The organism is Pseudomonas sp. C9-3, assembly GCF_032392015.1.
Lineage (GTDB): Bacteria > Pseudomonadota > Gammaproteobacteria > Pseudomonadales > Pseudomonadaceae > Pseudomonas > Pseudomonas nitroreducens.
The window spans coordinates 5,859,923-5,886,105 of sequence record NZ_CP135919.1 but is presented as its reverse complement, the minus strand read 5'-3'; the positions used below and the strand labels follow the sequence as shown (position 1 = coordinate 5,886,105).

At 57.7% G+C, this 26,183-nt stretch carries 18 protein-coding genes and 1 pseudogene; 9 read left to right on the top strand and 10 right to left on the bottom strand.

Annotation, left to right across the window (positions count from 1 at the left end; translation table 11 throughout):
• The first annotated feature begins 22 nt into the window (after nucleotides 1-22).
• Genes RS899_RS26915 through RS899_RS26900 form a run of 4 tightly spaced genes read left to right on the top strand, consistent with a single transcriptional unit; the run spans nucleotide 23 to nucleotide 4,972 of the window.
• Nucleotides 23-1,459, top strand: coding sequence for a hypothetical protein (locus tag RS899_RS26915; protein WP_315808462.1), 1,437 nt, complete (start codon nucleotides 23-25; stop codon nucleotides 1,457-1,459).
• Nucleotides 1,460-1,474: 15 nt separating this feature from the next.
• Nucleotides 1,475-2,278, top strand: a complete 804-nt coding sequence (locus tag RS899_RS26910) for a hypothetical protein (protein ID WP_315808461.1) — start codon at nucleotides 1,475-1,477, stop codon at nucleotides 2,276-2,278.
• 3 nt (nucleotides 2,279-2,281) lie between these two features.
• A complete protein-coding gene (locus RS899_RS26905) occupies nucleotides 2,282-3,862 on the top strand; it encodes a hypothetical protein (RefSeq protein WP_315808460.1) in 1,581 nt (526 codons plus the stop codon).
• A 24-nt stretch (nucleotides 3,863-3,886) separates the two neighbouring features.
• Nucleotides 3,887-4,972, top strand: a complete 1,086-nt coding sequence (locus RS899_RS26900) for a hypothetical protein (RefSeq protein ID WP_315808459.1) — start codon at nucleotides 3,887-3,889, stop codon at nucleotides 4,970-4,972.
• Between the two features lie 121 nt (nucleotides 4,973-5,093).
• Here the strand turns inward: RS899_RS26900 and RS899_RS26895 are convergent, their stop codons facing one another.
• The 10 genes and pseudogenes from RS899_RS26895 to dnaA all read right to left on the bottom strand — a co-directional run bounded on the left by RS899_RS26895 (nucleotide 5,094) and on the right by dnaA (nucleotide 21,523).
• Nucleotides 5,094-7,145 carry a DUF262 domain-containing HNH endonuclease family protein gene (locus RS899_RS26895; RefSeq protein WP_315808458.1) on the bottom strand — a complete coding sequence of 684 codons (2,052 nt, stop codon included), beginning with the start codon at nucleotides 7,143-7,145 and terminating at the stop codon, nucleotides 5,094-5,096.
• A gap of 64 nt (nucleotides 7,146-7,209) precedes the next feature.
• Entirely contained in the window at nucleotides 7,210-7,920 is a 711-nt protein-coding gene (locus RS899_RS26890; RefSeq protein WP_315808457.1) for a SprT family zinc-dependent metalloprotease, read from the bottom strand.
• A 13-nt stretch (nucleotides 7,921-7,933) separates the two neighbouring features.
• The gene (locus tag RS899_RS26885) at nucleotides 7,934-11,218 is read right to left on the bottom strand and encodes a type I restriction endonuclease subunit R (RefSeq protein WP_315808456.1); all 3,285 of its coding nucleotides are present in this window, start codon (nucleotides 11,216-11,218) and stop codon (nucleotides 7,934-7,936) included.
• 3 nt (nucleotides 11,219-11,221) lie between these two features.
• The gene (locus tag RS899_RS26880; protein WP_315808455.1) at nucleotides 11,222-12,106 is read right to left on the bottom strand and encodes an OST-HTH/LOTUS domain-containing protein; all 885 of its coding nucleotides are present in this window, start codon (nucleotides 12,104-12,106) and stop codon (nucleotides 11,222-11,224) included.
• 10 nt (nucleotides 12,107-12,116) lie between these two features.
• Nucleotides 12,117-13,451, bottom strand: coding sequence for a restriction endonuclease subunit S (locus tag RS899_RS26875; RefSeq protein ID WP_315808454.1), 1,335 nt, complete (start codon nucleotides 13,449-13,451; stop codon nucleotides 12,117-12,119).
• Nucleotides 13,448-15,058: a class I SAM-dependent DNA methyltransferase gene (locus RS899_RS26870; RefSeq protein WP_315808453.1), complete on the bottom strand. Its 1,611-nt coding sequence runs from the start codon at nucleotides 15,056-15,058 to the stop codon at nucleotides 13,448-13,450. The genes RS899_RS26875 and RS899_RS26870 overlap by 4 nt, the downstream gene beginning before the upstream one ends.
• Before the next feature lie 266 nt (nucleotides 15,059-15,324).
• Nucleotides 15,325-17,742 (bottom strand): DNA topoisomerase (ATP-hydrolyzing) subunit B, encoded by a 2,418-nt coding sequence (gene gyrB, locus RS899_RS26865; RefSeq protein ID WP_315808452.1) that lies wholly within the window; start codon nucleotides 17,740-17,742, stop codon nucleotides 15,325-15,327.
• Between the two features lie 3 nt (nucleotides 17,743-17,745).
• Nucleotides 17,746-18,848 (bottom strand): annotated as a pseudogene (gene recF / locus RS899_RS26860) (DNA replication/repair protein RecF).
• A gap of 9 nt (nucleotides 18,849-18,857) precedes the next feature.
• The gene (dnaN, locus tag RS899_RS26855) at nucleotides 18,858-19,964 is read right to left on the bottom strand and encodes a DNA polymerase III subunit beta (protein WP_054907585.1); all 1,107 of its coding nucleotides are present in this window, start codon (nucleotides 19,962-19,964) and stop codon (nucleotides 18,858-18,860) included.
• A gap of 29 nt (nucleotides 19,965-19,993) precedes the next feature.
• Nucleotides 19,994-21,523: a chromosomal replication initiator protein DnaA gene (gene dnaA, locus RS899_RS26850; protein ID WP_315808450.1), complete on the bottom strand. Its 1,530-nt coding sequence runs from the start codon at nucleotides 21,521-21,523 to the stop codon at nucleotides 19,994-19,996.
• A 521-nt stretch (nucleotides 21,524-22,044) separates the two neighbouring features.
• Here dnaA and rpmH point away from each other — a divergent pair.
• The 5 genes from rpmH (at nucleotide 22,045) to mnmE (ending at nucleotide 26,068) form a co-directional block, all read left to right on the top strand.
• Nucleotides 22,045-22,179 (top strand): 50S ribosomal protein L34, encoded by a 135-nt coding sequence (rpmH, locus tag RS899_RS26845; RefSeq protein ID WP_003100258.1) that lies wholly within the window; start codon nucleotides 22,045-22,047, stop codon nucleotides 22,177-22,179.
• A 14-nt stretch (nucleotides 22,180-22,193) separates the two neighbouring features.
• Nucleotides 22,194-22,601, top strand: coding sequence for a ribonuclease P protein component (rnpA, locus tag RS899_RS26840; protein ID WP_081754025.1), 408 nt, complete (start codon nucleotides 22,194-22,196; stop codon nucleotides 22,599-22,601).
• Nucleotides 22,594-22,842: a membrane protein insertion efficiency factor YidD gene (gene yidD / locus RS899_RS26835; protein WP_037007231.1), complete on the top strand. Its 249-nt coding sequence runs from the start codon at nucleotides 22,594-22,596 to the stop codon at nucleotides 22,840-22,842. The genes rnpA and yidD overlap by 8 nt, the downstream gene beginning before the upstream one ends.
• Before the next feature lie 2 nt (nucleotides 22,843-22,844).
• The gene (gene yidC / locus RS899_RS26830) at nucleotides 22,845-24,593 is read left to right on the top strand and encodes a membrane protein insertase YidC (RefSeq protein ID WP_315808449.1); all 1,749 of its coding nucleotides are present in this window, start codon (nucleotides 22,845-22,847) and stop codon (nucleotides 24,591-24,593) included.
• Nucleotides 24,594-24,700: 107 nt separating this feature from the next.
• Nucleotides 24,701-26,068 (top strand): tRNA uridine-5-carboxymethylaminomethyl(34) synthesis GTPase MnmE, encoded by a 1,368-nt coding sequence (gene mnmE, locus RS899_RS26825; protein ID WP_315808448.1) that lies wholly within the window; start codon nucleotides 24,701-24,703, stop codon nucleotides 26,066-26,068.
• Nucleotides 26,069-26,183 lie beyond the last annotated feature (115 nt).

Below are 26,183 nucleotides of genomic sequence, written 5' to 3'. Positions count from 1 at the left end.
CCATGCTCTCAAGGAAGTTTCGATGAAGCTATTTAAGATGCTGTTTGGTTGGTTGAGAGCTCCGCGCCGGCAGAGTGATCCCGAGCATCCAGACCTGCATGTCCTCGACAAGGATGAGCTGCTCAAAGAGCTGGATATTGAAGCTCAAGCACAGCGTCTCGGTGCCGCTGGCGCACCTGCTCCCGACGAAACTCATCTCTCCGGCATTGAAGAGTCGATCTGCCAGAAACTGGAAGGTTTTCGCCTCAGCTACCAGAACTGGGCAACGACCCATGTTCAACGCATTCAAGAGCGCCTGGTGACCTATGACATCACCAAGACGGTAAATCGCACCGCTAATCTGGCCGATGAATTTGAGCGCGAGGCGAATCGCCGGGTTTCCGATCGTGAAACCGAGTTACGCAATCTGCGGAGCTCGGCGCATCAGCGTGAACAGGAGCTACTCACGTTTCGCGAGGAGAATCAGCTCACCCGCCATGCGCAGGTGATTTCCGGCACTCGTAAAGCGATCTGCATCCTGCTGGCGATATTCACCGTGGCAGTCGAAGGCATTCTAAACGCCGGTTTTTTTGCAGCCGGTTTAGATGGCGGATTGTTCCAGGGCTTCTTTTTTGCCGGCGCCTTGGCGGCGACAAACGTCGGCATTGCCTTTGCACTCGGTCGCTTCCTCGTGCCGAACATCAATCACATCAGCCCCATCCGCCGTCTTGCCGGGTACCTGGGCGTGATCTTGGCGGGGGCAATCATGGGAGGGCTCGGCCTGATCATTGCGCATTTCCGCGATGCGCTGGGGCAGGCTGGCGATGTGGGTATTAGTGTCATTGCCGCTGCCGCGCTCCAAGCTCTGCAAAGCAACCCGCTCGGATTCCATGACGTTTTCTCAATAATTCTGTGTGTCGTGAGCGTGGTATTCGCGCTTGCCGGACTCTGTGAAGGCTACAAGCTATCGGATCCCTACCCAGGATATGCCAACGTCCAGGGAATCGCCGATGAAGCCAAAGCCTTCTACGACCACGAGATTGCTCAGATTCGGGACGAGTTGGAGCGTCTGAAAGAAGAGTATGTCGGCAAGCTGGAACAGGGCCTCGAGCAAGCCAAAGTTGACGTTGTCGCCTTCCGTGCGGAAGTCGATAAGAAGCGCATCGCGCCTGAGCGCCTGCAACGAGCGCTGGACAAGGCCGAGCACATGATGAGTGCACTGGTCAAAATCTTCCGAACCGAAAACGAGATATCTCGAAAGGCCACCGGTGTCCCGGTTCCCGCTTACTTCCGCCAGCCCGTACCAGTACGGCAATTGACCTTGCCCGACTTCAACACGACTGCGGATGAGCGAGCTCTGCAGGAGCAGGAAGGACTGCTAGCTGACCTCCTGAACCAAATCGAAGATATCCGTCGCCGAATTCAATCGTCCTACGACGTCAAATTCAGTCAACTTGAACCCATCCGCCAACAGATCTGACACAGGAACCCCAGAATGCGCAGGACGAGCATGGCGGAAAAGAAGCGCCGTCAGGAACTCCGTACAATTGCACTATTGGTGATTGCCCTACTGACAATGGCGGGCGCAATAGGCTGGTATTTCCTCCATCGGCCCACAGCCACCGACAAACTCACGTTGTGCCCCACCTCAGGCCCGCTGGGCCACTATGTTGTGCTGGTCGACAACACCGACCCCTATAACTTCATCCAACGCCAGGCCTTCGCTCAAGGCTTGAAAGCCCTGGCAGACAACGTCGTGCCTGAAGGTTATCTGCTGTCGGTGTACGCCCTCGGTGAGGATTTCACTCAGACCGCCAAACCGCTCTTCGAGAAGTGCAACCCGGGTACCGCTACGGGAAAATCAGAGCTGGATTCCAACCCCGCGCGTATTCAAGAGCGATTCGAGCGTGAATTTCGCGAGCCGGTAACTCAGCTGGAAAACGTCCTGATGCAGGACAAGCCAGCCGACAAATCACCCATTTTTGAGATGCTTCAGCTGGTCGCGATCAATAGCTTCCAAGCGGAAAATATCAAAGGCCCTAAGACCCTCATTGTCTATTCGGACATGCTGGCCAATACCCCCGAATTCAGCATGTTCAAAGGGAAAGCTGACTTCGATGGCTTCGCTACCAGTGCTTACGGGCAGAAAACACAGACCCGTCTGGACGGCGTTCAGGTCAAGCTGAACTACCTAATGAACTACCCAAAATTGCAGACACGGAAGCAGCTGACCTTCTGGGAGCGCTATTTCGAGAAAGCGGGTGCCCGACTCGTTGCTGTGACGCCAATGGAGGGCTGAGTCATGCCAATCAAAATCTCCCTGAAGAGACTGTTCGTCCTTACTTGCGCCTTAAAAGTCGGTAGCTCGTTTGTTGGTTGGTATCTGCATGAGCCCTGGATCTTCGGCCTTCTGCTGCCCTTGTGCTTCATGGCCGCGTACATGCTCATTGGTTACCGGCTGCGTGATAGCGACATTTCGGCAGAGAAGTTCGCGGACTCGTGTTACTACCTGGGCTTCATCTTCACTATCGCCTCAATCATCTTCTCGCTTTTCGACCTGCCGAACATCGGTACCGACCTGACCACTATTGCCGTGCGCTTCGGCGCCGCCATGGTGAGTACCGTACTGGGCTTGGCGGTACGCGTCACCCTGGTGAGTTTCCGGCCGAGTACTGACGATGCGCTAAGCAATGTTGAGGATCAGGTGATCGATGCCTCGCGTAAGTTGGCTGATGAGTTTCAGAAGTCTCTCGAGCGGTTGGTCGACTTCCGCGCGGATGTCATGCGTGCCACCGACGAGACGGTGACAGCGGTTAAGGAGCAGATCCTCGCGATGTCAGAGGCCCACCAGGCCAAGACCACGGAGTTCTTTGCAACCATGACTCAGCACAACAAGGAAATGATGCTGGGGCTGATGCAAGACGTCCGCACCACGGCGCTGGGCATGACTCGGATCATCACGGAATATGAAGCAGCGGCCAAAGGTGCAACTGAACGAATCGATCAGTCGGTAGTGACTTTCGTTGATGGGCTGGTAACCCGTCTGGATGAGGTGCAGTTCCCCGATGACCTGTTCTCCAAGCGACTGGAGGGCGCCGTGACGCAGCTGGGCGTAGTCACTGAAACTGCAACCGACAGCCTTAAGTCGGTGACGCTCGATGTGCAAGGCTCTGCGCGCTTGGTCAACAACTCCATCAAGCGCATCAACGAAAAGCTGGAAAGCATGGGCAGCGTGTTGGACGACGTGCAACAGGTCGGTGCCAGCCTGGAGACACTGACCAAGTTGCTGCAAACCCAGCAAGAAGCTGTGCTTCAGGAGATGGGCCAGCAATCTAAGTCCCTGATCGCCGTCGTGTCTGCGCAACAGGAGTCGCTAAATGCCCAATTGGGCTCGCAACTGGGGGCCACCACGCAACTCTCCAGTTCCGTTCAAGCGCTCACTGAATCGATGGCCCAGACCGTGGCATCGGTTGCCAACATCCACCTGGTGGCCGAGCAGCAAAGCAGCAGCACTGAAGAGATCAAAAAGGCCAGCCAGGAACTGGTGGCATCGCTCCAACACAACGTGCCGCAACTGCTGACGGTGGTCAGCCAATCGAGCCAGCACGCCGAGTTGGCGAATCAGGAGCACCAACAGGTCAAGGCTATGGGCCAGCAGGTTCTTCAAAGTCTCAGCCAGCTGGTGGAGCTCAGCTCCTCTCACCTTGAATCCAATAGTGGTCTGGCCCGACTTGAGCAACTGGACAATGTACAGCGCAGGCTGGACGTCATCAGTGATCACCTCGAGAAAACGCCATTGGTCGGAGAGAACGTGGTGCCATTCAGCCCGCCAGCAGACGGAACTGATGATCGGCAGATTCAACCGGAATCAAGCAGCAGCTGACACTGAGTCCTGGAGCAGCCTGAAATGGCATCGAACAATGACCAGGTCTTCCAGCTATCGCTGACGGAGATCGCCCTGACCCTCATCTTTATGCTGATGCTTCTGCTCGGCTTCATGGTGTTTCAAAAGACTCAGGAGAACCAGAAGCTGCAAGAGCAGCTCCAGTCCCTCGATGGGATCGATACCAAGATGGCGCAACTGGACGAAGCTAAGACACAGCTCATCGATGAGATCAAAGCCCACAGCTCGCGCAATCCTGACGAGGTGATCAGCCAGTTACTCGAAGCGGGTCAGGCGAAGCAGGACGTCGTGCGATTGAAGCAGCTACTGGACGAGCAGGAACAGCAGATCACCGCCCTCAGTGAGCTACAGAAAATGGTGGAGGCGGCGGGCGGCAACGGCGGTCAGCTTGTGAAGAAACGGGTCGAAGATGCTCTGGCCTTGGCAACGTCGTTAAAAGAGGCGGTGCAGAAGTCGCTGAAGGATCCTCAGGACGTCGCCAAAGCCAATGACGTCAAGTTTCTCAAGGAGCAAGTCGAGGCCTCACTTGGCAAACTCGACGCCCTGGAGCAAGTACTGGATAAATCCCCGGCCCTGGCCAGCCTTGAAGGCAAGAGCAGCCTCGAGAAGGTGCAGAAACTGGCGGAGGAGTACCAGCACTTCACGGCGATGCAAGCTGATCCGGGCAACCCTATCGCCGTGAAGAAAGAAAACGCTGACCTTAAAGGCCAGTTGCTCTACCTCAAGCATCGCTTGGAGGCTAATGGTGGCATGGACTTTCCCCCATGCTGGGCGGACGAAAAGACCGGGAAGGTGCAAATGCTCTTTACGCTGGAGCTGCGCGAGGGCGACCTGAGCCTCGAGCCGGCATGGCCTGACAGCCGCCAGGCAGATGCCAAAGCCCTGCCCAACATCGATCGGGTAATGAGTCGACCAGTGAGCAGTTATGACGAGTTCTTGCGAGCGGTAAAGCCTATTTCTGATCTCAGCCGTGCCCAGAACTGCCGTCACTACGTTCGGCTTAAAAACGCGATCAGCGATGCAATCATCTCGGATCGCCGCCGCCTGAGCATTGAGGATTATTTCTACAAAATCGAGGTGCGTCGGTAACGACGCCGTCGTTTGGGCCAGGCCCGCAACGTGCCCTCTTGCTACGGCAGCCTTCCGGGCGATCGCTCATCCGCCCTTATTTGTACACCGCCCGAAGGAGGGCGGTATCCAAACGGCCCGTTTAGTTTCCGCAGATCGCCGCTGCCACCGCGACGGGGGTAGCGGCACTGCCTGCAGGCTTTGGCCACACGAGCAGCGCCGCTTTGAGCAGCGTTTTCGCACGATTCTCGATGGCTAGGTCGTTCCAGGCTGAAAGCGCTGACTGGTGAAAATAGGTATTCAACAGCAAGGCACTTTGGCCTAGTCGGGAGCGCTTGCCCAGAATCTGTTCACCCTCAGCGCCTAGGGTATCGGCAAATGGGCCATTGCTGATTGAGCTGTTCAAAGGCTGGGTCAGCAGCGTCAAGTTACCAAACCCATGAATAGCGGCCTCTCTCAGCTGCCGCTGTCCCTCTGTCATGTCGGCTATTTGGTAGGCAGGCAGCTTTTCCCAGCTTTGCGGTAGCACATGCTCAATAGTCAAATCCGGCTGAGCGGGCACATGGTTACTCCCTTGCTGAGGCCCCCGAGCCGCATACTCCAGCGCACGCAAGACGCCGCAGGTTTTGACAGGCCGAAGCTCCCTGTAAACCGGACGATGGCACCACTTGTCACTAAACAGCGAGTCATCTGGCCAAACCTCGCTGGTTGCCGTCGCTCCCAGAAGCACTGCGCGCAATGCGACATGGGGGGCATCAGGAGCACCGGTCACAGCTTGCAGCACACGCATGAAAAAGCGGTTATAACCCTTGGTGGTCAAGCCACATACCGCGCGGCGCGTCAGGTAGGAGGCTAGGTCACCAAGGGCCTGTTTCAATTCCGCACTGTCGCTGGCTAGTCGTTCACGCAATGCGAGGTAAACCGGCGTGACCGTTCCCACATCCAGCGATTTCACCAAGCGTGCAAATTCAGCCAAATAACCGGTGCCCTCTGGGGAAACCAACTCCTGGAAATTTTGGCTGGAGGAGACCAGTCGCGTCAGCTCCACTTCAAGATCACGTGGCTGCTTTTGCCACCACGCCTTGTATGACTGAAAGACATGACTGGCGAGTGTGATTTCCTGACTACGCAAGGTGGCGTAGTTGTAAAAGAACAAATCAATGCGAGGGTAGGTGAGACGCCCCTGGCGCTCCTTTTCCCTCCAGTAGGAGTTAGCCGAAACGCCCTTGCCGGTGGTCACGACAAGGTCAAATGGACTCCAGTAACGCTCATACAATTGCGGTACTGGTTGCCCCTGACGAGCAGCTTCAAGGAACACGAAATTTCGTACCAAGTCGGATGCCAGCAGTGGTTCACCTCGGGCGTTGAGCGTTTCGAATATAACTTGAGGATCATCTTCGGCTTCCAGCGTCAGTGTCATGATCTGCACATGATCGGCCAATGCCATGTAGAGCGCCTGAGCACGCTTTGGCTCCAGCGGCATGTGGGCCTGCAACGGCGAGATGTCGTTGTTCCGACGAATATCCGCGATCAGCGAATCCCCAAATGTGGGGTCGCCAGTTGGGTCTACAGCATCGGAGAGATCAATGCCCCGCATGTAAGCAAGGCAGGCGTGGTAGAGGTACAGGTAGGTCTGCACCATCAAAGGCCGCTCAAGTCTTGTTCGGCCATCACGCGCTAGGTACGCCACGCATATATCCTGAATGGAAGCGGTCGAATCGCTTAAGCGCCGCATCTCATCCTGCCCCGCCTGAGTTGGCCAGACCTTGTAGTGGTCTTCTGCGCGCTGGTATGGGCCAGGGTTTCGTACCAAGCCGTCGAGCATTTGCGGTATAGGAGTGTCTATCAGCTCTCGGGCAGCTTGGCGAAAGGCGAGTAACAGAAGCTGCAACGTAGTCGAGCGTTGCTGGCCGTCAATCACCTCAAAAGCCGGTGCTCTGCCAAAACTATTAGGCACGGGCGTCATCACGATGGAGCCCAAAAAATGCTTCTGGATTGGTTTCAGTGCAGCAGTAGTTCCGGTTGATGCCAACGCCTGTTGATCCAGTACAGCATCTGCCCGATCTTGGATGTCAATCCAAAGGGGGCCAACCTGCTTTTCCAGCGTCCATACGTATCCGCGTTGGAAAATGGGGATTTGGTACTGATGAGGGGTACTAAACAAGCCGGTAACGGTAGTTTTACTGGGCTGCATTCTGAATTCCTTTTCTGTATTTAGAACATCGCAGATATCTGGGGCTTAAGCGCTCCCCTAAATATCAAACCGAATCCCCAAACAACGCTTGCTCCAGCATCTGATGCTGCCTCTGCCAATCCGGCATATGGCTGGCCACTAATGCCCAAAAGGCCTTCGTATGGTTCTTTTCCACCGTATGGCACAGCTCGTGGACGATGACGTAGTCCTGCACGCTGGCCGGTAGCTCCATCACCCGAGGATGAAACTCCAGGATGTGGTTCGCATCGCAGCTGGCCCAACGGCTTTGGAAGTGACGAATACGAATCCCCGCAGCCAATAGACCAGTTTCGCGCTGCCAGTGGCGAACACGCTGCGGTAGCTTCTCGTGGGCTCGATCCCGATAGAACCGCTCCAGCAAGGGCATCAGCGCGTCGGGATGAATACTCAGACCATCTGGGTTATCAACGATAAAGCGTGATGCAGTGAAAGCCAACCGAGGCTGGAGCGCGTCTGGCACATGACGGACTTCAGTGTAATAGGTGCGCCCGGCATAGCGCAGACGGCTGCCCGTCACGATGGGTTCCTTGGCCAGGGGCTGATTCACCTGAGCCAGCTTTTCTCGAATCCAGCGTGCCCGGCGCAGCACCAAAGCCTCTTGCTCAAGCTCATCCACCTGCGGCCCACGCAATAGAACAGGCCGTCCCCGTTCTACGGTCACGTAATGGCGTTTAAGTTTGCTATCGAGCTGGAAGTACCACTCGATAGCCGTTTGGCCGTAGTTCAATACAGGCATGGGCAACGCCGCATTAGTTTTTCAGCAAGATATCGAAGATTCGCTTGGCGTGATCACGCGCCACTGAACGCTCCCAGCCTGCCAATGGCATCAATACCCCGCGCAGGTGGTCTCGAAAGTCAGGGTGCGTATCTGGCATTTTCTTCCAGTTTTCAGTCGCCAGCGCACGGCTCAGCATTTCATCTTTGAACAGCTTGGTCGTTGCCGCTCTTGCCGTGTCCTCGGCCAGTTGAGCGGCAAGGTAGTGGTAGACAGCCGAATGAGCGGGCTTTTCAAAACCGGTTTTGTCTTTGTCCTGAATACGCTGGCTGAAGAGCTCCAGTTGCTCCAAAAACCTGGCTTGGGTAATGCGACCCGTTTTTTCCTCTTCCAGCAGCTTTTCCAGCTCCTCGGCGATCTTGTCGAAGAATGCGGGATCCTTGTCCTTACCGGTGACGATGGTTTGCTTCAGCTGGTTTTTCATCACCAGAGCGCGGCTACCGGGGCTCGCCAGTTTCTTTAAACGCTCCATATCACTGGCATCCAGAATCGACACCTCATGGCCCAGCAGGCTCTTAGCCGGGCTGGCCGCGATGTAATCATCCAACAGCTGCTGAAGCAGCACAGACTCCAGTTTGGTGATGCGTTCCTTGTAGGTATTACCCGGCAGTTTGTCGCGCAGCATCAGGCGGATCTCACCCAGCAGGGTGAAATAGGGCTTGAAAGGTACGCCGCGTACGTCCGGGAGGATGATGTCTACTGAGCGGTTGAACTGCTTCACCAGGTCGAGGAACTCTTCGACTATGTCTAACCGGGTAGCAGGATCAAGGAAGCGCTCAGCGTCGTCTTTGTAGGCCTCGCGCTGTGCCACCGGGTCATGCTTTTTCGGCAGCAACTTGAGGATGCGGTCGAGCGTGGCTTGCAGCTTAGGCAGTTCGGTTTCAACACCTTCCCAGACCTGCGAAGGCTTCACCTCGCCGCCGTAAATTTTCAGCGCGTGATCAAGGTGATCGACCACCCCGTGGTAATCCACAATGTAGCCGGCATTCTTGCCAGGCAAGGTTCGGTTTACCCGCGCAATGGCCTGCAACAGGGTATGTTCTTTGAGTGGCTTGTCGAGGTACATGGTGCCGACAATCGGTGCATCCCAACCGGTCAGTAGCATGTCAGAAACGATGATCAGCCCGACGTTGTTCACCTGCGGCTTACCATCAAGCTCATTAGTCTCTTCACCGTAGGGCAGGGGAAATAACTTGCTGACAAAGTTGCCGATCTGCTCGGAAGGCATGGCCACCGGGGTCTTTCCCGCTTTCACCTCAGCCTTGACCCGCTCCTCGATGCTACGAATCTTGTCGGCCTCCACCTCATACTCTGCTGCCTCTTCCATAGCGGAAACGCCCGTACGGGAAGAGGTGATGCTGGCCAGGGATATCACCACCTTGCTGTCAAAAGTGGGCAGCCCTTTGCTCGCTCGTTCGACCATGATCGCATCGAGCAGATCCTTGTAACGCACCGCCATATCGCGGCCATCGCAAACCAGCATGGCCTTCAAACCTTTGGCTTTTACGTTACTGAGAAAGTGCTCAACCAGATGCTCGGCAACCTGCTCCATGCGGTCACCGGCCTGACGCCAACGGCGTAGCAGTTCACGCTTCAACTCGTGCTGGCGAACCTCACTCTGGTCGGCAAACTGCTCTTTGAACGCGGCATCCAACTTAGCATTGGCCGACAACGCTACCCAGGCATCCTGGTATTTGATCGGCAGTGTTGCGCCATCCGCCACTGCCTCATGCAGGCGGTATTCGTCGATGTACTCGTCACCACCAAACTCGCCCAGCGTGTGTTTGTCCTCTTGCAGCAACGGTGTACCGGTAAAGGCAATGAACTTCGCGTTGGGCAAACTGGCGCGCATAAAGGCTGCGAGGAAGTCGTACTGGCTACGGTGAGCTTCATCGACCAGCACATAGAAGTTGGGTTTGATACTCAGCACCCGGAAGTGCACCTTCTCCCGGTTGATTTCTTCCCACTTGGCCTTAACCGGCACACCGTCCTCATCCACCTCCAGGTGGCGGACGTTGCGCTCATGCACGATGAAGAAGTCCTTCTCCTCACGAATCCGCCGGTGGCGGGTCGCTTGCAGAGCATCATCTTCTTCGTCCGAAGTCTCAGCGGCCTGCTCACTGGGCTGATCGTTCTCCTGGAACTTCTGCACAGTGCTGGTGAACAAGCTGCCGTAGTCGTTGGACAGCATCTTCAGCAAGCCATCAACCGACACGGCTTGGATGGCGTTAATGCCCACCGCGTGGAAGGTGTCGAAGATCTGCTTATCGAGGTCTTTACGGTCGGTCAGCACCAACACGGTAGGGTTGTTCAAACCTGTGCTATCGGCCCGCAGCATGCGCGCGAGCAGGGCCATGGTCAGTGACTTGCCGCTGCCTTGGGTATGCCAAACGACGCCGCCCATAGGTTTCGGCGCACATAGGCGATCCACAGTTTTGCGCACGGCCCGCCATTGTTGATAGCGAGGCAGCTTCTTCACGGTCTTGCCGTCGCGGGTTTCGAACAGTACAAAATGGGTGATCAGTTGCAGGAAGCGGCTCGGCTCAAACAATGCCCACAGCAGGCTGTCCTGCTCACTGGGCGTCTCGCCTAACAGGGCAGTAACAGCAGCAGTCTCCTGTGCCTGCAACCGATATCGGGCGTAATAAGCAGGCTTGGTTAGGATCGCGCCATACAGCCCTTCACGCCGATTAAGCCCAACACAGACCTGGTTGAATACAAACTGGGTAGGGAAGGTGCTTTGATAGCCATCCAACTGGCCCAGGGCTTCGTCCAGGCGGTGATGGCTGGCTTTGCATTCGATGATGGCGAGCGGCAAGCCATTCACAAACAACAGCAGGTCAGGGCGAAAAACATCCCCATCAGCATTGCGCCCCACGTACTGATCGACCACATGGAAGTCGTTGTTGCTGGCATCACTGGCATCGAAGAAGCGCACGCTGCGCGGCTTGCCCTCGACATCCTTCACCTGAATATCCGAACGGTGAACCACCTGTTCCCAGAACGCCTTGTTGGCGGGCAGCAGCTCATCATTGACGCGCTTGCGTAGCTCGATAAGCGCCGCGCTGATACCACCGGGTGCGCTCGCCAGCCATGGATTGAGGATCAGCAGCCGAGCCTGCAACACATCATCCAGTACCGGAGCCAGGTGACGATGCTCAACCTGTACCTGGCTACCGAGCAGGTGGGTGTAGCCCAACTTGATCAACCAGTTGATAGCGGGCAGCTCGACTCCTACCTTCTCCGATGACTGGCTCATTACTTACTCCTGTTCCTTGGAGGTTTCCCTCAGGCGACTGCGATACCAAACCACCGTAACGCCAGTATCGGATTGGCATTGCTTGCGAATTTCAAACTGCTGCGATTCATGGATGACATGACGCCAGCTTCCGCAGCCATAGCGCTTGGGCGTCTGCTCGGGGTAGGTCTTGGCTATCCAGTGAATGGCTTCAAAAAGGGGTGTCCACCCTGCCTGAGCCAGCTTGGTTTCCGCTTCACGTAAGTAGTTGGTTATACCGCTGCTAGCCCAGTGTACGGCGCCATCCGGCCCAATACCGTTGATAACGAAATCCCTGTACTCCGGGGTCTGCATAAAGGACACCACGAGCTGTCGAGCCTCACCCATGGATTTAGCCCAGTCGCGCAGCGTCAGGTAATGACCGTCGATGGTTTCGTAACTTTCATCGAGATATGCCTCGGCGGCTACACAGCCATCCACGCCCCAAAGGTCGAAGCGCTGAAGAAAGTGGTGTACCAACTCATTACGCAGGTCGACCAGCTCCTTGAGCGCAGACTTGGTCTCGGCGTAGCGCTCCTCGGGTAACTCCAGCTGGCATCGGAAGTTGATCCATATCTGATCGATAGGCTCTGCCTGCTCTGACTCATCTGCTAAGTCCGGCAGCTTCAGATAATTCTCGGTCAGCATCCCCACCAAGGTGCCCAGAGTCTTCTTATGGGTAAAGGCAACCTTTTCGTCGCGAATCGCTTGAAGCTGTTCCGGAGGGCCACTCAACTCGCTATGGGCCACCATGGCTTTGAGCAACCGTTCGTACTGCTGCAACTGCAACATGCAGCGCCCGAGCTTACGCTGCACGGTGCGCTGAAGCTCAGGCACAGGATCCGAGGGCAGGGAGATAATTTCGTCCATGAATAAAAAATCAGACTGTACCGATGGGGCTATCGAGTTTTACCCGCCATTCGCCGGTTAGCAGCTTTTGCATCAGGCCACGCTTGAGGTTTTGATACTCAGACTGCTTCCTTTGCAGGGCATTAGTTTTCTCTTCGCTGGCTCCCAATATCTCAGCGATTCGTTGCTGCTCCGCGAGCGGAGGTACAGGAATCCGCTTTTTCAGCCAGTCCTTGGGTTTGAAGAGAAACTTCTCGATGTCCACACCCTGACTACAAACAAGAAACAGCTTTGCATATTTCAGTAACTGAACCAGATAGTTGAAATAGGTTACGTCAAAGCCTTCTTTTGCTTGAAGCACAAGATACTCGTTTGAAACCAATGCGCCCGCAAGGTGCTCGGGAACAATTCCACACGCGCCATGGACAATCTGACGCTCTGAGATAAGGAAATCTCCTGCTTCAAGAAGAAACTGGTTCTTGACCTTGATATTTGCTCCAGGTAACTCATCCCTAAGCTCGACCCCACCATAACGCCGCTTCACCGTCACTCTCCGGTAAAGCTGATCGTCTGCCATTTTGATAGGGCGCTCTACAACGCTTAAGACTTCACCAATTTCCTTCACAGACCATACCGTAGGAATCGCCCCCAGTTCACTGTCCTTGAATTCAGTGTGCGGAATCCAACGACTATTAGCATCTTGTTTTCCCACACCCCGGCTGAACAGGGTTTGCATTAGCCCCTGTTTGAGAGTCTGCGTGGCTTCAATCTGGCGGGCAATAACGTCCAACTTTTCGTCTACTGCCGTGAGCACAGAAGCAATTCTGTTCTGCTCTGGCAGTGGAGGTAGTGGGATCGGAAATGCTTTGAGTTGTGATGAATTTATACTGGCCAAATTAGTGGTTCGTTTAGCACAGCTGAGAAAATATTTTCTCCCGTAATCGCTGGAAGCCACCGCCGCCAAATAGGTCGAATTCAGGAGCCGCTTGTCTGGACGAACTGCAAATACATGATTTTGGTGCAAGCATGGTTCAATTTGCCCATTCCAAACTGCTCCGCGTCCAAGCTTGTCAATATCTCCTCCTTCAGTCATGAGTACATCCCCTGCTTGAAGGGCGTACCGCTCGATGCTATTGGATTCAACAAGAATATTTTTTATAGACGCAAGGTCAATTCGCCCATCTTGGACATTGGCTACTCGCAAGTAAGGTAACTCTACAGGGGCTCTCAAGCCCGCCTTCCCTTTCGCGATACCCGTACGAATCTCTGCCACCTCGCACAGAGGTACAGTTATGGCGCAAAGGGCTTTCGTTGCAACAGAAGGTAAAGTGGTAGCAACTTCTGTCGGTGACAAAACCTTGCTCATTTAGCAGCCACCAGCAGCTCCAACTCCACTAGGTAGCCATTGAGCCGCTCATCAATTTGCGCTTCTTCTTTTGCCAGGGTTGCGAGATGCCCCAAAGTCGCGGGTATGTCCACAACCTCCTCGGCCTCACCGTTATCGATATAGCGAGCAATATTAAGATTGCCGTCGTTGCTGCGGATCTCGTCAAGAGTCACCAGCCGACAATAGCTTTCGACCTCAGCTTGCAGCTCGAATGCAGCCTTGTGGGTGCTGACGATGCGGGTAATGTGTTCAGCGCTCAGGCTGTTTTGCGCTTTGCCTTCTAAGTAGTCACGGCTGGCATCAATGATGATGACTTTGCCCTTGAGGGCAGCGGGTTTCTGCTTGTTGAGGATCAGTACGCTAGCCGGGATTCCGGTGTTGTAGAACAAAGCCGAGGGTAGCCCGATGATGGCTTCAATCAAATCACCCGGCTGGCTACCATTCGCCGTATCAGTGCCGAATAGCAGCCCCTCACGAATCTTGCCTTCTTCGCCGCTACGGAACAGCACACCGTGCGGCAGGATAATGCCCATGCGCCCATCGGCCTTTAGACTAGCCAGCATATGCTGGGCAAATGCAAGATCAGCATATCCCCGTGGCGGGATGCCATAGACCAAGCGACCATAAGGGTCACTGACCTGCTTGTAGTTGGGGGCCTTGGACTTCTTGCCACTGTCTTGCTCGTTCTCGTGACTCAGCTCCAACGGCGCCCACCAGGATTTTGCCGAGAACGGCGGATTGGCAATCACCCGGTCGAAGGTCTTCAGGTAATCGCCGTCGAGGTGCCTGGGCTCGACCAAGGTGTCTCCGCGCTCAATGGAGGCATGCATGTTGTGCAGGTAAAGATTGAGCTTTGCGATAGCCCAGGTGCCTAGGTTCTTTTCCTGCCCGAACAACAGCACATTAGGCTTGCCTATCAGGGTGCCATTGGGCAAAGCTGAAACATGGTGGGCGCTCTCTACCAGCATGCCGCCGCTTCCGCAGGTGGGGTCATACACGCTGTGACCGGGTTGTGGATCAATCAACTCAACCACCAACTGCACCACGGCCTTGGGCGTATAGAACTCGCCACCTTTTTTTCCGGCGTCGTCGGCAAATTGCTTGATCAGATACTCGTACGCATCGCCCAGCATGTCGGCCTTGTACAGGTCGTCATTGCCCAATTTGTACTGGTTAAAGTGGCGCAGCAGACGCTGCAAAGTGGCATCCGACAGCACCCGCTTATCGCCGTACAGCGTAGCGGTCAACACATGTTGCAGTTCAGGGTTGTTGGCCTCGATGGTCGCGAAGGCCTTGTCGAGGGCTTCACCAATGTTCTCAGTGCGCGATATCAGATCGAACCAACGGGCACTAATCGGGAATTTTCCCCATTTGTCCTCTATCTCATCCTGAGCCTCGCCAAAGGTCAGGCCTTCGTCCGTCATAAGCTTGGCAATGCGCTCTTCGAACACATCGTTGTAACGTTTGAGGAAGAGCAGGCCGAAGATGTAGTTCTTGAAGTCGGAGGAGTCGATGGAACCGCGCAGGATGTTGGCGGATTCCCAGAGCCAGGACTCCAGCGTTTCTAGTGACAGCTTGTCAGCCATGGGTAAATCAATCCCTATACAAAGCACGACGCCCAGCACCTGGCGGTTGCTGCCATGACGCATGGGCACATCAGAAAAAAGTGGGTTCGATTCTACAAGTCGGCGGCATTTGAAGCCCGAAAAATCAAATGCCCCTGAATGACAAAACCCCGGCAGACCTTTCAGTCAACCGGGGTTTGCCAGAAGGAGGGCAGTGGGCCATTAACTTTGGCCGAACCCCCGAACTTTGTCCGAATGGGCAAATAACTTTGCCCACCTACACCGAATCAGACGTCCAGGTTGGACACCGCCAGGGCGTTGCTCTCGATGAAGTCGCGGCGCGGCTCCACAGCATCACCCATCAGGGTGTTGAACAGCTGATCGGCGGCGATGGCATCCTCGATGGTCACCTTCAGCATGCGGCGCACGTTCGGGTCCATGGTGGTTTCCCACAGCTGGTCCGGGTTCATCTCGCCCAGTCCTTTGTATCGCTGGATGCTGTGACGCTTGGTGCCTTCGGTCATCAGCCACTCCAGGGCTTCCTTGAAGCTGCTGACGGCCTTCTTGCGCTCGCCCTTCTGCACGTAGGCGCCTTCTTCCAACAGACTGTTCAGCTTGGCGCCCAGCTCGGTCACCGAGCGGTAGTCGTTGCTGGCGAAGAAGTCGCGGTTGAAGGTGACGTAGCTCGACAGGCCATGGGCAACCATCTCGACTTCCGGCAGCCACAGGTGACGCTCGCGGTCTTCCCGCAGGTTGACCTTGTACACCAGACCGGATTTCTCCGCGGCCTTCAGGCGAGCCTGGTATTGGTCCAGCCAGCCCTGCATGGCAGCCTGGTCGCCCAGTTGGTCGACATCAATGCGCGGCAGGTAGACGAAGTGCTCGGTCAGGTCCTGCGGATAGAGACGGGACAGGCGGGACAGCGTACGCATGACGGTGCGGTACTCGTTGACCAGCTTCTCCAGCGCTTCGCCGGACAGGCCCGGGGCACTTTCGTTGACATGCACGCTGGCCTCTTCGAGGGCCGACTGGGTCATGTACTCTTCCATGGCCACGTCGTCCTTGATGTACTGCTCCTGCTTGCCGCGCTTGACCTTGTACAGCGGTGGCTGAGCAATGTAGATGTAGCCGCGCTCGACCAGCTCCGGCAGCTGACGGAAGAAGAAGGTCAGCAGCAGGGTACGGATGTGCGAACCGTCGACGTCAGCATCGGTCATGATGATGATGTTGTGGTAACGCAGCTTGTCGATGTTGTACTCCTCGCGACCGATACCGCAGCCCAGTGCAGTGATCAGCGTGCCGACCTCCTGGGAGGACAGCATCTTGTCGAAGCGCGCCTTCTCGACGTTGAGGATCTTGCCCTTGAGCGGCAGGATCGCCTGGGTCTTGCGGTTACGGCCCTGCTTGGCAGAACCGCCCGCGGAGTCACCCTCCACGATGTACAGTTCGGAGAGGGCGGGGTCCTTCTCCTGGCAGTCGGCGAGCTTGCCCGGCAGGCCGGCGATGTCCAGCGCGCCCTTGCGGCGGGTCATCTCACGAGCCTTGCGCGCAGCTTCACGGGCGCGGGCGGCGTCGATCATCTTGCCGACCACGGCCTTGGCTTCGTTCGGGTTCTCCAGCAGGAAGTCGGCGAAGTACTTGCCCATCTCCTGTTCCACGGCGGTCTTCACCTCCGAGGAAACCAGCTTGTCCTTGGTCTGCGAGCTGAACTTCGGGTCCGGCACCTTCACCGAAATGATCGCGGTCAGACCTTCACGGGCATCGTCGCCGGTGGTGGCGATCTTGAACTTCTTCGCCAGGCCTTCCTGCTCGATGTAGTTGTTCAGGTGACGGGTGAGGGCAGAGCGGAAGCCTGCCAGGTGGGTACCGCCGTCACGCTGGGGAATGTTGTTGGTGAAGCAGAGGATGTTCTCGTTGAAGCTGTCGTTCCACTGCAGGGCAACTTCCACGCCGACGCCGTCTTCTTCACGCTGACAGTTGAAGTGGAAGACCTGGTTCACCGCGGTCTTGTTGGTGTTCAGGTACTCGACGAAGGCACGCAGGCCGCCCTCGTACTTGAACAGCTCTTCCTTGCCGGCACGCTCATCGCGCAGGACGATGCCCACGCCGGAGTTCAGGAAGGACAGTTCGCGGATCCGCTTGGCCAGGATATCCCAGCTGAAATGGATGTTGTGGAAGGTTTCCGGAGAGGGCTTGAAGTGAACCTCGGTGCCCGAACCTTCGGTATCGCCCACCGGGCGCAGCGGGAATTGCGGGACACCGTGGTGATAAACCTGTTCCCAGACCTTGCCCTCACGGCGGATGGTCAGGCGCAGCTCGTGGGAGAGGGCGTTCACCACCGACACACCTACGCCGTGCAGACCGCCGGAGACCTTGTAGCTGTTGTCGTCGAACTTACCGCCGGCGTGAAGGACGGTCATGATGACCTCGGCCGCGGAGACCCCTTCTTCCTTGTGGATATCCACCGGAATGCCGCGACCGTTGTCGCGCACGGTGATGGATTCATCGGTGTGAATGGTGATGCTGATCTCGCTGCAGTGGCCCGCCAGCGCTTCGTCGATCGAGTTGTCCACGACCTCGAAGACCATGTGGTGCAGGCCAGTGCCGTCGTCGGTATCACCGATGTACATGCCCGGACGCTTACGTACGGCATCCAGCCCCTTCAGTACCTTGATACTGGAAGAGTCGTAGGTGTTCTCGCTCATTCTTCACTCCCGATGGTAGTGTCCTGAGAGACGCGCCCATGTTCCACGTGGAACATCGACACCAGCGTTTCCATTCGCCAGCCGTCTTTCAATAAGTGCGGGTCGACGCAGGTGATGAATACCTGGCAACCCAGATCTTCGAGAAGCCGGCACAAAGACAACCGATGCTTCTCATCCAATTCGGAGGGGAGGTCATCCACCAGGTAGACGCATTGCCCGCGCTTCGCCTGATTGATCAAATGCCCCTGGGCGATCCGCAACGCGCAGACCACCAATTTCTGTTGGCCACGGGATAGGATCTCCGCGGCATTGTGTCCTCCCAGACGAATTCGCAGATCCGCCCGTTGAGGCCCCGCCTGGGTGTGGCCCATCTGCTGATCACGCAGCAGGCTGGAGGACAGCACCTCGCTTAATTCGCGTTCCTTGTCCCATCCCCGGTAATAGCTCAGCGTCAGGTCATCGATCTGGATGAGCTCAGCCAGAGTCTGCTCAAACTGGGGTTTCAAGGCCTGGATATAGGACCGGCGATACGCATCGATTTCGTCGCTCGCCGAGCACAACTCCCGGTCCCACGCAGCTTGCGAAGCACCGTCCAGTCTACCATGCCGGAGCCACGAGTTCCGCTGCCGCAGGGCCTTCTGCAGTCTTTGCCAGGCAACCATAAAGCGTTGTTCCACGTGGAACACACCCCAGTCGAGAAACTGCCGGCGAATCTTCGGCGCACCTTCCAGCAGACGAAAGCTGTCCGGATTGATCAACTGCAGCGGCAAGGTCTCGGCGAGCTGGGCAGCACTGCGTGCATTCTGCCCATCGATGCGAATCTGGAACTCGCCCTGGCGATCCCGTGAAACACCCAGGCTGCTATCGAAGCCATTCCCCAGACGTACCTGTCCGAACACCGTGCAGGCCGGTTCTTCGTACTGGATGACAGGTTGCAGACGCATGCTGCGGAAGGAGCGCGCGAGGCCGAGCAGATGGATGGCTTCCAGCACGCTGGTCTTGCCGCTGCCGTTTTCGCCGTAGAGGATGTTGATGCGGGGGGAGGGGGAGAAGGTCACCGGGTGCAGGTTGCGCACCGCGGTGACCGAAAGGCGGGTAAGGGACATCGATACGCGTCAGAGGCGCATCGGCATGACGACGTAGGCAGAATCGTCGTTGTCCGCTTCCTGCACCAGAGCACTGCTGTTGGAATCGGAGAGGATCATGCGCACCTGTTCGGTACCCATCACGCCCAGGACGTCCAGCAGATAGCTGACGTTGAAGCCGATTTCCAGGCTGCCACCGTTGTAGTCGACCTGCACTTCCTCTTCCGCCTCTTCCTGCTCCGGGTTGTTCGCCTGGATTTTCAGGAGGCCGTTGGAAAGCTGCAGACGGATACCGCGGTACTTCTCGTTGGAAAGAATCGCAGTACGGCTGAAGGCTTCGCGCAGCACCTGGCGATCACCGATCACCAGCTTGTCACCGCCTTTTGGCAGGACACGCTCGTAATCGGGGAACTTGCCGTCGACCAGCTTGGAGGTGAAGGTGAACTCGCCGGTGGTCGCACGGATGTGGTGCTGGCCAAGAACGATGGAGACTTCGCCGTCCTGCTCGGTCAGCAGACGAGCCAGCTCCAGGATGCCTTTACGCGGCACGATCACCTGATGGCGATCCTGTGCTTCCGGTACGCCATTGCTCAGCGAGCACATGGCCAGGCGATGACCGTCGGTAGCCACGGCGCGCAAGGTACCGCCACCGACTTCCAGCAGCATACCGTTGAGGTAATAGCGAACATCCTGCTGCGCCATGGCGAAGCTGGTGCGATCGATCAGGCGACGCAGCTTGCTCTGCACCAGGCTGAAGGTCAGCGAGCCCGGGCCTTCTTCCACGGTGGGGAAGTCATTGGCGGGCAGGGTGGAGAGGGTGAAGCGGCTGCGGCCGGCTTTTACCAGGAGCTTCTGCTCGTCGACGCGGATATCGATCACAGCATCGCTGGGCAGGCTCTTGCAGATGTCCATCAGCTTGCGCGCCGGCACGGTGATTTCGCCCGGCTCAGCGGCATCTTCCAGCGTGACACGGCCAACCAGCTCGACTTCGAGGTCGGTACCGGTGAGCGACAGTTGCTGACCTTCGACGACCAGCAGGACGTTGGAAAGAACCGGCAGCGTCTGGCGGCGCTCGACGACGCCAGCGACCAGCTGCAGGGGTTTCAACAGAGCTTCGCGTTGAATAGTGAAATGCATGGTCTAGTCCCTTGCCTCGTGAGGCTGCGTCAGGTGGTCAGAGTACGCAGCAGGTTCTTGTAGTCCTCGCGGATATCCGCGTCGGATTCCTTGAGTTGAGCGATCTTACGACAGGCGTGCAGCACCGTGGTGTGATCCCGACCGCCGAAGGCCACGCCGATTTCCGGCAGGCTGTGGTTGGTCAGTTCCTTGGAAAGTGCCATGGCAACCTGGCGCGGACGCGCCACCGAGCGCGAGCGGCGCTTGGACAGCAGGTCGGCGATCTTGATCTTGTAGTACTCGGCGACGGTGCGCTGGATATTGTCGATGCTGACCAGCTTGTCCTGCAGGGCCAGCAGATCCTTCAGCGACTCGCGGATCAGCTCGATGGTGATCGGCCTGCCCATGAAGTGGGAGTGAGCGATCACGCGCTTGAGCGCGCCTTCCAGCTCTCGCACGTTGGAGCGAATGCGCTGCGCAATGAAGAACGCAGCGTCGTGCGGCAACTCGACCTTGGCCTGCTCGGCCTTCTTCATCAGGATTGCCACGCGGGTTTCCAGTTCCGGTGGCTCCACTGCCACCGTCAGGCCCCAGCCGAAGCGAGACTTCAGGCGCTCTTCCAGGCCTTCGATTTCCTTCGGATAACGGTCGCTGGTCAGGATGACCTGCTGGCCGCCTTCGAGGAGGGCGTTGAAGGTGTGGAAAAACTCTTCCTGGGAACGCTCCTTGCGGGCGAAGAACTGAATATCGTCGATCAGCAGAGCATCTACCGAACGGTAGAAACGCTTGAACTCGTTGATGGCATTCAATTGCAGCGCTTTCACCATGTCCGCGACGAAGCGCTCCGAATGCAGGTACACGACCTTCGCATTGGGGTTCTTCTTCAGCAGGTGGTTACCCACAGCGTGCATCAAGTGGGTTTTACCCAGGCCGACGCCCCCATAAAGGAAGAGCGGGTTGTAGCCGTGCTTGAGGTTGTCCGCTACCTGCCAGGCTGCCGCGCGTGCCAACTGGTTCGATTTACCCTCGACGAAGTTCTCGAAGGTAAAGGTGCGGTTGAGATAGCTGGTGTGCTTGAGCGCACCTTCTACCTGCACGTTGCGTTCGGTGCGCACAGTAGCTGCGGGCATAGCGGCCGCCAGCGGGTCGATCCCCGGGCTCGATTCGTCGAGATCGGCGATGGTCTGTACCGGCGCCGCCTGGATTGGCTGGGGCTCGGAAACAGGCATAGCAACGGGCGCGGGAGCAAAGGACATCGGCGCAACCGGCGGTTGCGCCACCGGTTGCACGTTGACCTGAGGCGTCGGCACCAGGGCAGGCCTGGGCGTGCGGCTACGGCGACTGCCGATCAGCAGCGAGATCGCCGGGATCTGGCCATTGCCACGCTCGCCCAGCAGCTCCAGCAGGCGCCCCATGTACTTCTCATTGACCCAGTCGAGTACGAAGCGGTTGGGTGCGTAGACGCGCAACTCTTCCCCTTCGGCCTCGACCTGCAAAGGACGAATCCAGGTGTTGAATTGCTGGGACGGCAGCTCGTCGCGCAGAAGCTCCACGCACTGCTGCCAAAGTTCCACGGACACGGATATCCCCCAAAAGAAGTCGCAAAGCGAAACAGACCGCCATTGTATCCCCGCCAGACCAACTTATCCACAGTTAAGCGCGCCAGGACACAAGCAAAATCAAGGTGTTAATGATTTTACCGGCGGTCGGGTAATAGCACCTTGAACCTTGTGGATAACAGCTTGATGGGGCAGGGGACGACACAGGGGATCAATCTGTGGAAAAAATCCCTGTGGAAAAATCCGCATTCCATACCCAGCTTTCCAACCGGCCCCACACAAGCAGCGCACGACTTCCCGACAGGGTTATCATTCGCCGTGCCCCACTCATCCCGCACCCTGGGATGAGTTATGCACAGGCAGATGCCCGCATAAACATAATCATCACTTCAATCTTTTAAAAAAGAGATTTCCTTCCTTTCTATAGATTTTGTTTCCAATGCTGGTTGGAAATTGACCTGACCGCGTGATTTCACTAGAATCGCCGGTCTCTTTAAACGGGGTCACTGCGACCTCATGTCGTCAAACCCAGGTACCGAATCATGAAACGTACTTTCCAACCCAGCACCCTCAAGCGCGCTCGCGTTCACGGCTTCCGCGCTCGCATGGCCACCAAGAACGGTCGTCAGGTTCTGTCGCGTCGTCGCGCCAAGGGCCGCAAGCGTCTGACCGTCTGATTTGTCCGACACAGGTGGTGAGTCAGGATTTCAGCCGGGAAAAACGTCTTCTGACAGCCCGGCAATTCACAGCAGTCTTCGACTCCCCCACCTCCAAGGTTCCCGGCAAGCACATTCTGCTGCTGGCGCGCGAAAACGGTCTCGATCATCCCCGCCTCGGCCTGGTGATCGGCAAAAAGAACGTCAAGCTCGCCGTCGAGCGTAACCGCCTTAAACGCCTTCTCCGCGATTCCTTCCGCCTCAACCAGCAGAAGCTGGCTGGTCTGGATATCGTGGTGATCGCGCGCAAGGGCCTTGGCGATCTGGAGAATCCGGAGCTGCACCAGCAGTTCGGCAAACTCTGGAAGCGCCTGTTGCGCAATCGGCCAAGTCCGGAACCCGCGACAGAATCCCCGGGAGTGGCCGACAGTTCCCATGCGTAGACTGGCGCTGTTACTGATCCAGTTTTACCGCTACGCCATCAGTCCCATGATGGGCAGGCACTGTCGTTTCTACCCCAGCTGTTCCTGCTACGCGCAGGAGGCCATTGAAATCCATGGCTTCCTGCGTGGTGGCTGGCTGGCCGCTCGTCGCCTAGGCCGCTGCCATCCCTGGCACCCCGGTGGCTACGACCCGGTACCGCCAGATCCTTCCAAGCCCGCCCCTTCCTCGACGGCCGAGTAACCATGGACATCAAACGTTCAATCCTATTCGTCGCCCTGGCAATCGTGTCCTATGCACTGGTCCTCCAGTGGAACAAGGACTACGGCCAGCCCGAACTGCCGGCGCAGACCGCGACCTTCAATCAGACTGAAGGCCTGCCGGACACTTCCGTGCCTGCCGGCAACGCGGCCAACGCTGACGTACCCACCACGCAGAACGCCCAGGCCAGCCTGCCCAATGAGCAGAAGCCGGCGGTCGCCAGCGAACAGCTGATCCGCGTGAAGACCGATGTCCTGGACCTGACCATCGACCCGCGCGGCGGCGACGTGATCAAACTCGGGCTGACCCAGTACCCACTGCGCCAGGACCGCCCGGACGTACCATTCCCGCTGTTCGAGCGTGACAACCAGCGTACCTACCTGGCCCAGAGCGGCCTGACCGGTGCCAATGGTCCGGACGCCGCTGCCAGTGGACGCCCGCTCTATGCTTCGGCGAAACCCGTCTACGAACTGGCGGACGGCCAGGACCAGATGGTCGTCGACCTGACTTATGCACAGGACGGCGTCAGCTACATCAAGCGCTTCACCTTCCACCGCGGCCTGAAAAACGACTGCACCGAGAAGGAAAAGGCGCAGAAGAAGCTCGAGTGCATCAACCCCAATGCCTATCAGGTCGGCGTGAGCTACCTGATCGACAACCAGAGCGACAAACCGTGGAGCGCCTCGCTGTTCGCCCAGCTCAAGCGTGATGCCAGCGTCGACCCGTCCTCCACCACCGCTACCGGTGTGTCGACTTACCTCGGCGCTGCGGTCTGGACCCCTGAAAAGCCTTACGTAAAAGTGTCCATGAAGGACATGGACAAGGAGCAGTTCAAGGAAACCGTCCAGGGTGGCTGGGTAGCCTGGCTGCAGCACTACTTCGTCACCGCCTGGGTTCCCGCCAAGGGCGATACCCACAGCGTGATGACCCGCAAGGACGCCCAGGGCAACTACATCGTCGGCTACACCGGCCCCAACCTGACGGTTGCGCCGGGTGCCAAGGGCGAAACCAGCATGACCCTGTACGCCGGCCCCAAACTGCAGGCGTACCTGAAGGAACTGTCCCCGGGCCTGGAACTGACCGTCGACTACGGTCCGCTGTGGTTCATCGCCCAGCCGATCTTCTGGCTGCTGCAAAATATCCACAACCTGGTGGGTAACTGGGGCTGGTCGATCATCTTCCTGACCATCGTCATCAAACTGGCCTTCTTCCCGCTGTCCGCCGCCAGCTACCGCTCCATGGCCCGTATGCGCGCCGTGTCGCCGAAACTGGCAGCTCTGAAGGAACAGCACGGCGACGATCGCCAGAAGATGTCCCAGGCGATGATGGAGCTGTACAAGAAGGAGAAGATCAATCCGCTGGGCGGCTGCCTGCCGATCCTGGTGCAGATGCCGGTCTTCCTCTCCCTGTACTGGGTACTCCTGGAAAGCGTCGAGATGCGCCAGGCTCCGTGGCTGGGCTGGATCGTCGACCTGTCGGTGAAAGATCCGTTCTTCATCCTGCCGATCATCATGGGCGCCACCATGCTGGTTCAGCAGATGCTCAACCCGACTCCGCCGGACCCCATGCAGGCCAAGGTCATGAAGCTGATGCCGATCATCTTCACCTTCTTCTTCCTGTGGTTCCCGGCTGGTCTGGTTCTGTACTGGGTTGTGAACAACTGCCTGTCCATCGCGCAGCAGTGGTACATTACCCGTCGGATCGAGGCTTCCGCGAAGAAGGCTTCCGCCTGATATCGCAGCCAGACACCGATCGACAAGACGCCCCCTCGTGGGGCGTTTTGCTATGTGGATAACTTTGCTTTCCCGCGTGCCACGAACACAACCGCGAGACCGCCGACATGAATACAGCCCGTGAAACCATCGCCGCCGTTGCCACCGCTCAGGGCCGTGGCGGGGTGGGCATTGTCCGCGTCTCCGGTCCCCGCGCCCGCGCCATGGCCATTACCCTGAGCGGGCGCGAGCCGCAGCCACGCCATGCGCACTACGGGCCGTTCCATGCCGATGATGGCGACGTCATCGACGAAGGCCTGCTGCTCTTCTTCCCCGGCCCGAATTCCTTCACCGGCGAGGATGTGCTTGAGCTCCAGGGCCACGGCGGCCCGGTGGTGATGGATATGCTGCTGCAACGTTGCCTGGAGCTGGGAGCGCGCCAGGCCCGTCCGGGTGAGTTCAGCGAACGCGCCTTCCTCAACGACAAGCTCGACCTGGCCCAGGCTGAAGCCATCGCCGACCTGATCGAGGCCAGCTCAGCCCAGGCTGCGCGCAATGCCGTGCGTTCACTGCAGGGAGAATTCTCCCGCCGCGTGCACAGCCTGACCGATCAATTGATCGGCCTGCGCATGTATGTCGAGGCCGCCATCGACTTCCCGGAAGAGGAAATCGACTTCCTCGCCGATGGCCATGTGCTGTCGCAACTGGATGCGGTGCGCGCAGAGCTTGCCTCGGTATTGCGCGAGGCTGGCCAGGGCGCGCTGCTGCGCGATGGCATGACCGTAGTGATCGCCGGGCGTCCCAATGCCGGCAAATCGAGCCTGCTGAACGCCCTGGCCGGCCGCGAAGCCGCCATCGTCACCGATATCGCCGGTACCACCCGCGACGTGTTGCGCGAACATATCCACATCGACGGTATGCCGCTGCACATTATCGACACCGCCGGTCTGCGCAGCACCGATGACCATGTGGAAAAGATCGGCGTGGAACGCGCGCTGAAGGCAATCAGCGAAGCCGACCGCGTGCTTTTGGTGGTGGACTCCACCGCGCCGGAAGCCAGCGACCCCTTCGCCTTGTGGCCTGAGTTCCTGGCCAGCCGACCCGATCCGGCGCACGTGACCCTGATTCGCAACAAAGCGGATTTATCCACAGAGTCCATCGGACTGCAGGAGAGCGCTGACGGTCACGTCACCATCGCCTTGTCCGCCCGCTCGGGGAATGGGCTGGAACTGTTGCGCGAGCACCTGAAGGCCTGCATGGGCTTCGAGCAAACAGCAGAGAGCAGCTTCAGCGCCCGCCGGCGGCACCTGGAGGCCTTGCGCCAGGCAGGAGATAGCCTCGAGCATGGCCGCGCACAGCTCACCCTGAGCGGCGCAGGTGAACTGCTGGCCGAGGACCTGCGCCAGGCCCAGCAGGCACTTGGGGAGATTACCGGCGCCTTCACGCCGGACGACCTTCTGGGTCGAATCTTCTCCAGCTTCTGCATCGGCAAGTAATCCACAACCCAGCCTTTCCCTACCGGTGACGGAGCCATTCCGTCATCGCGCGTCCTGCCGTCCCCGTTTTCCCTCTGGAACATCTATCCACAGCCATGAATTCAGCTGACGCCTA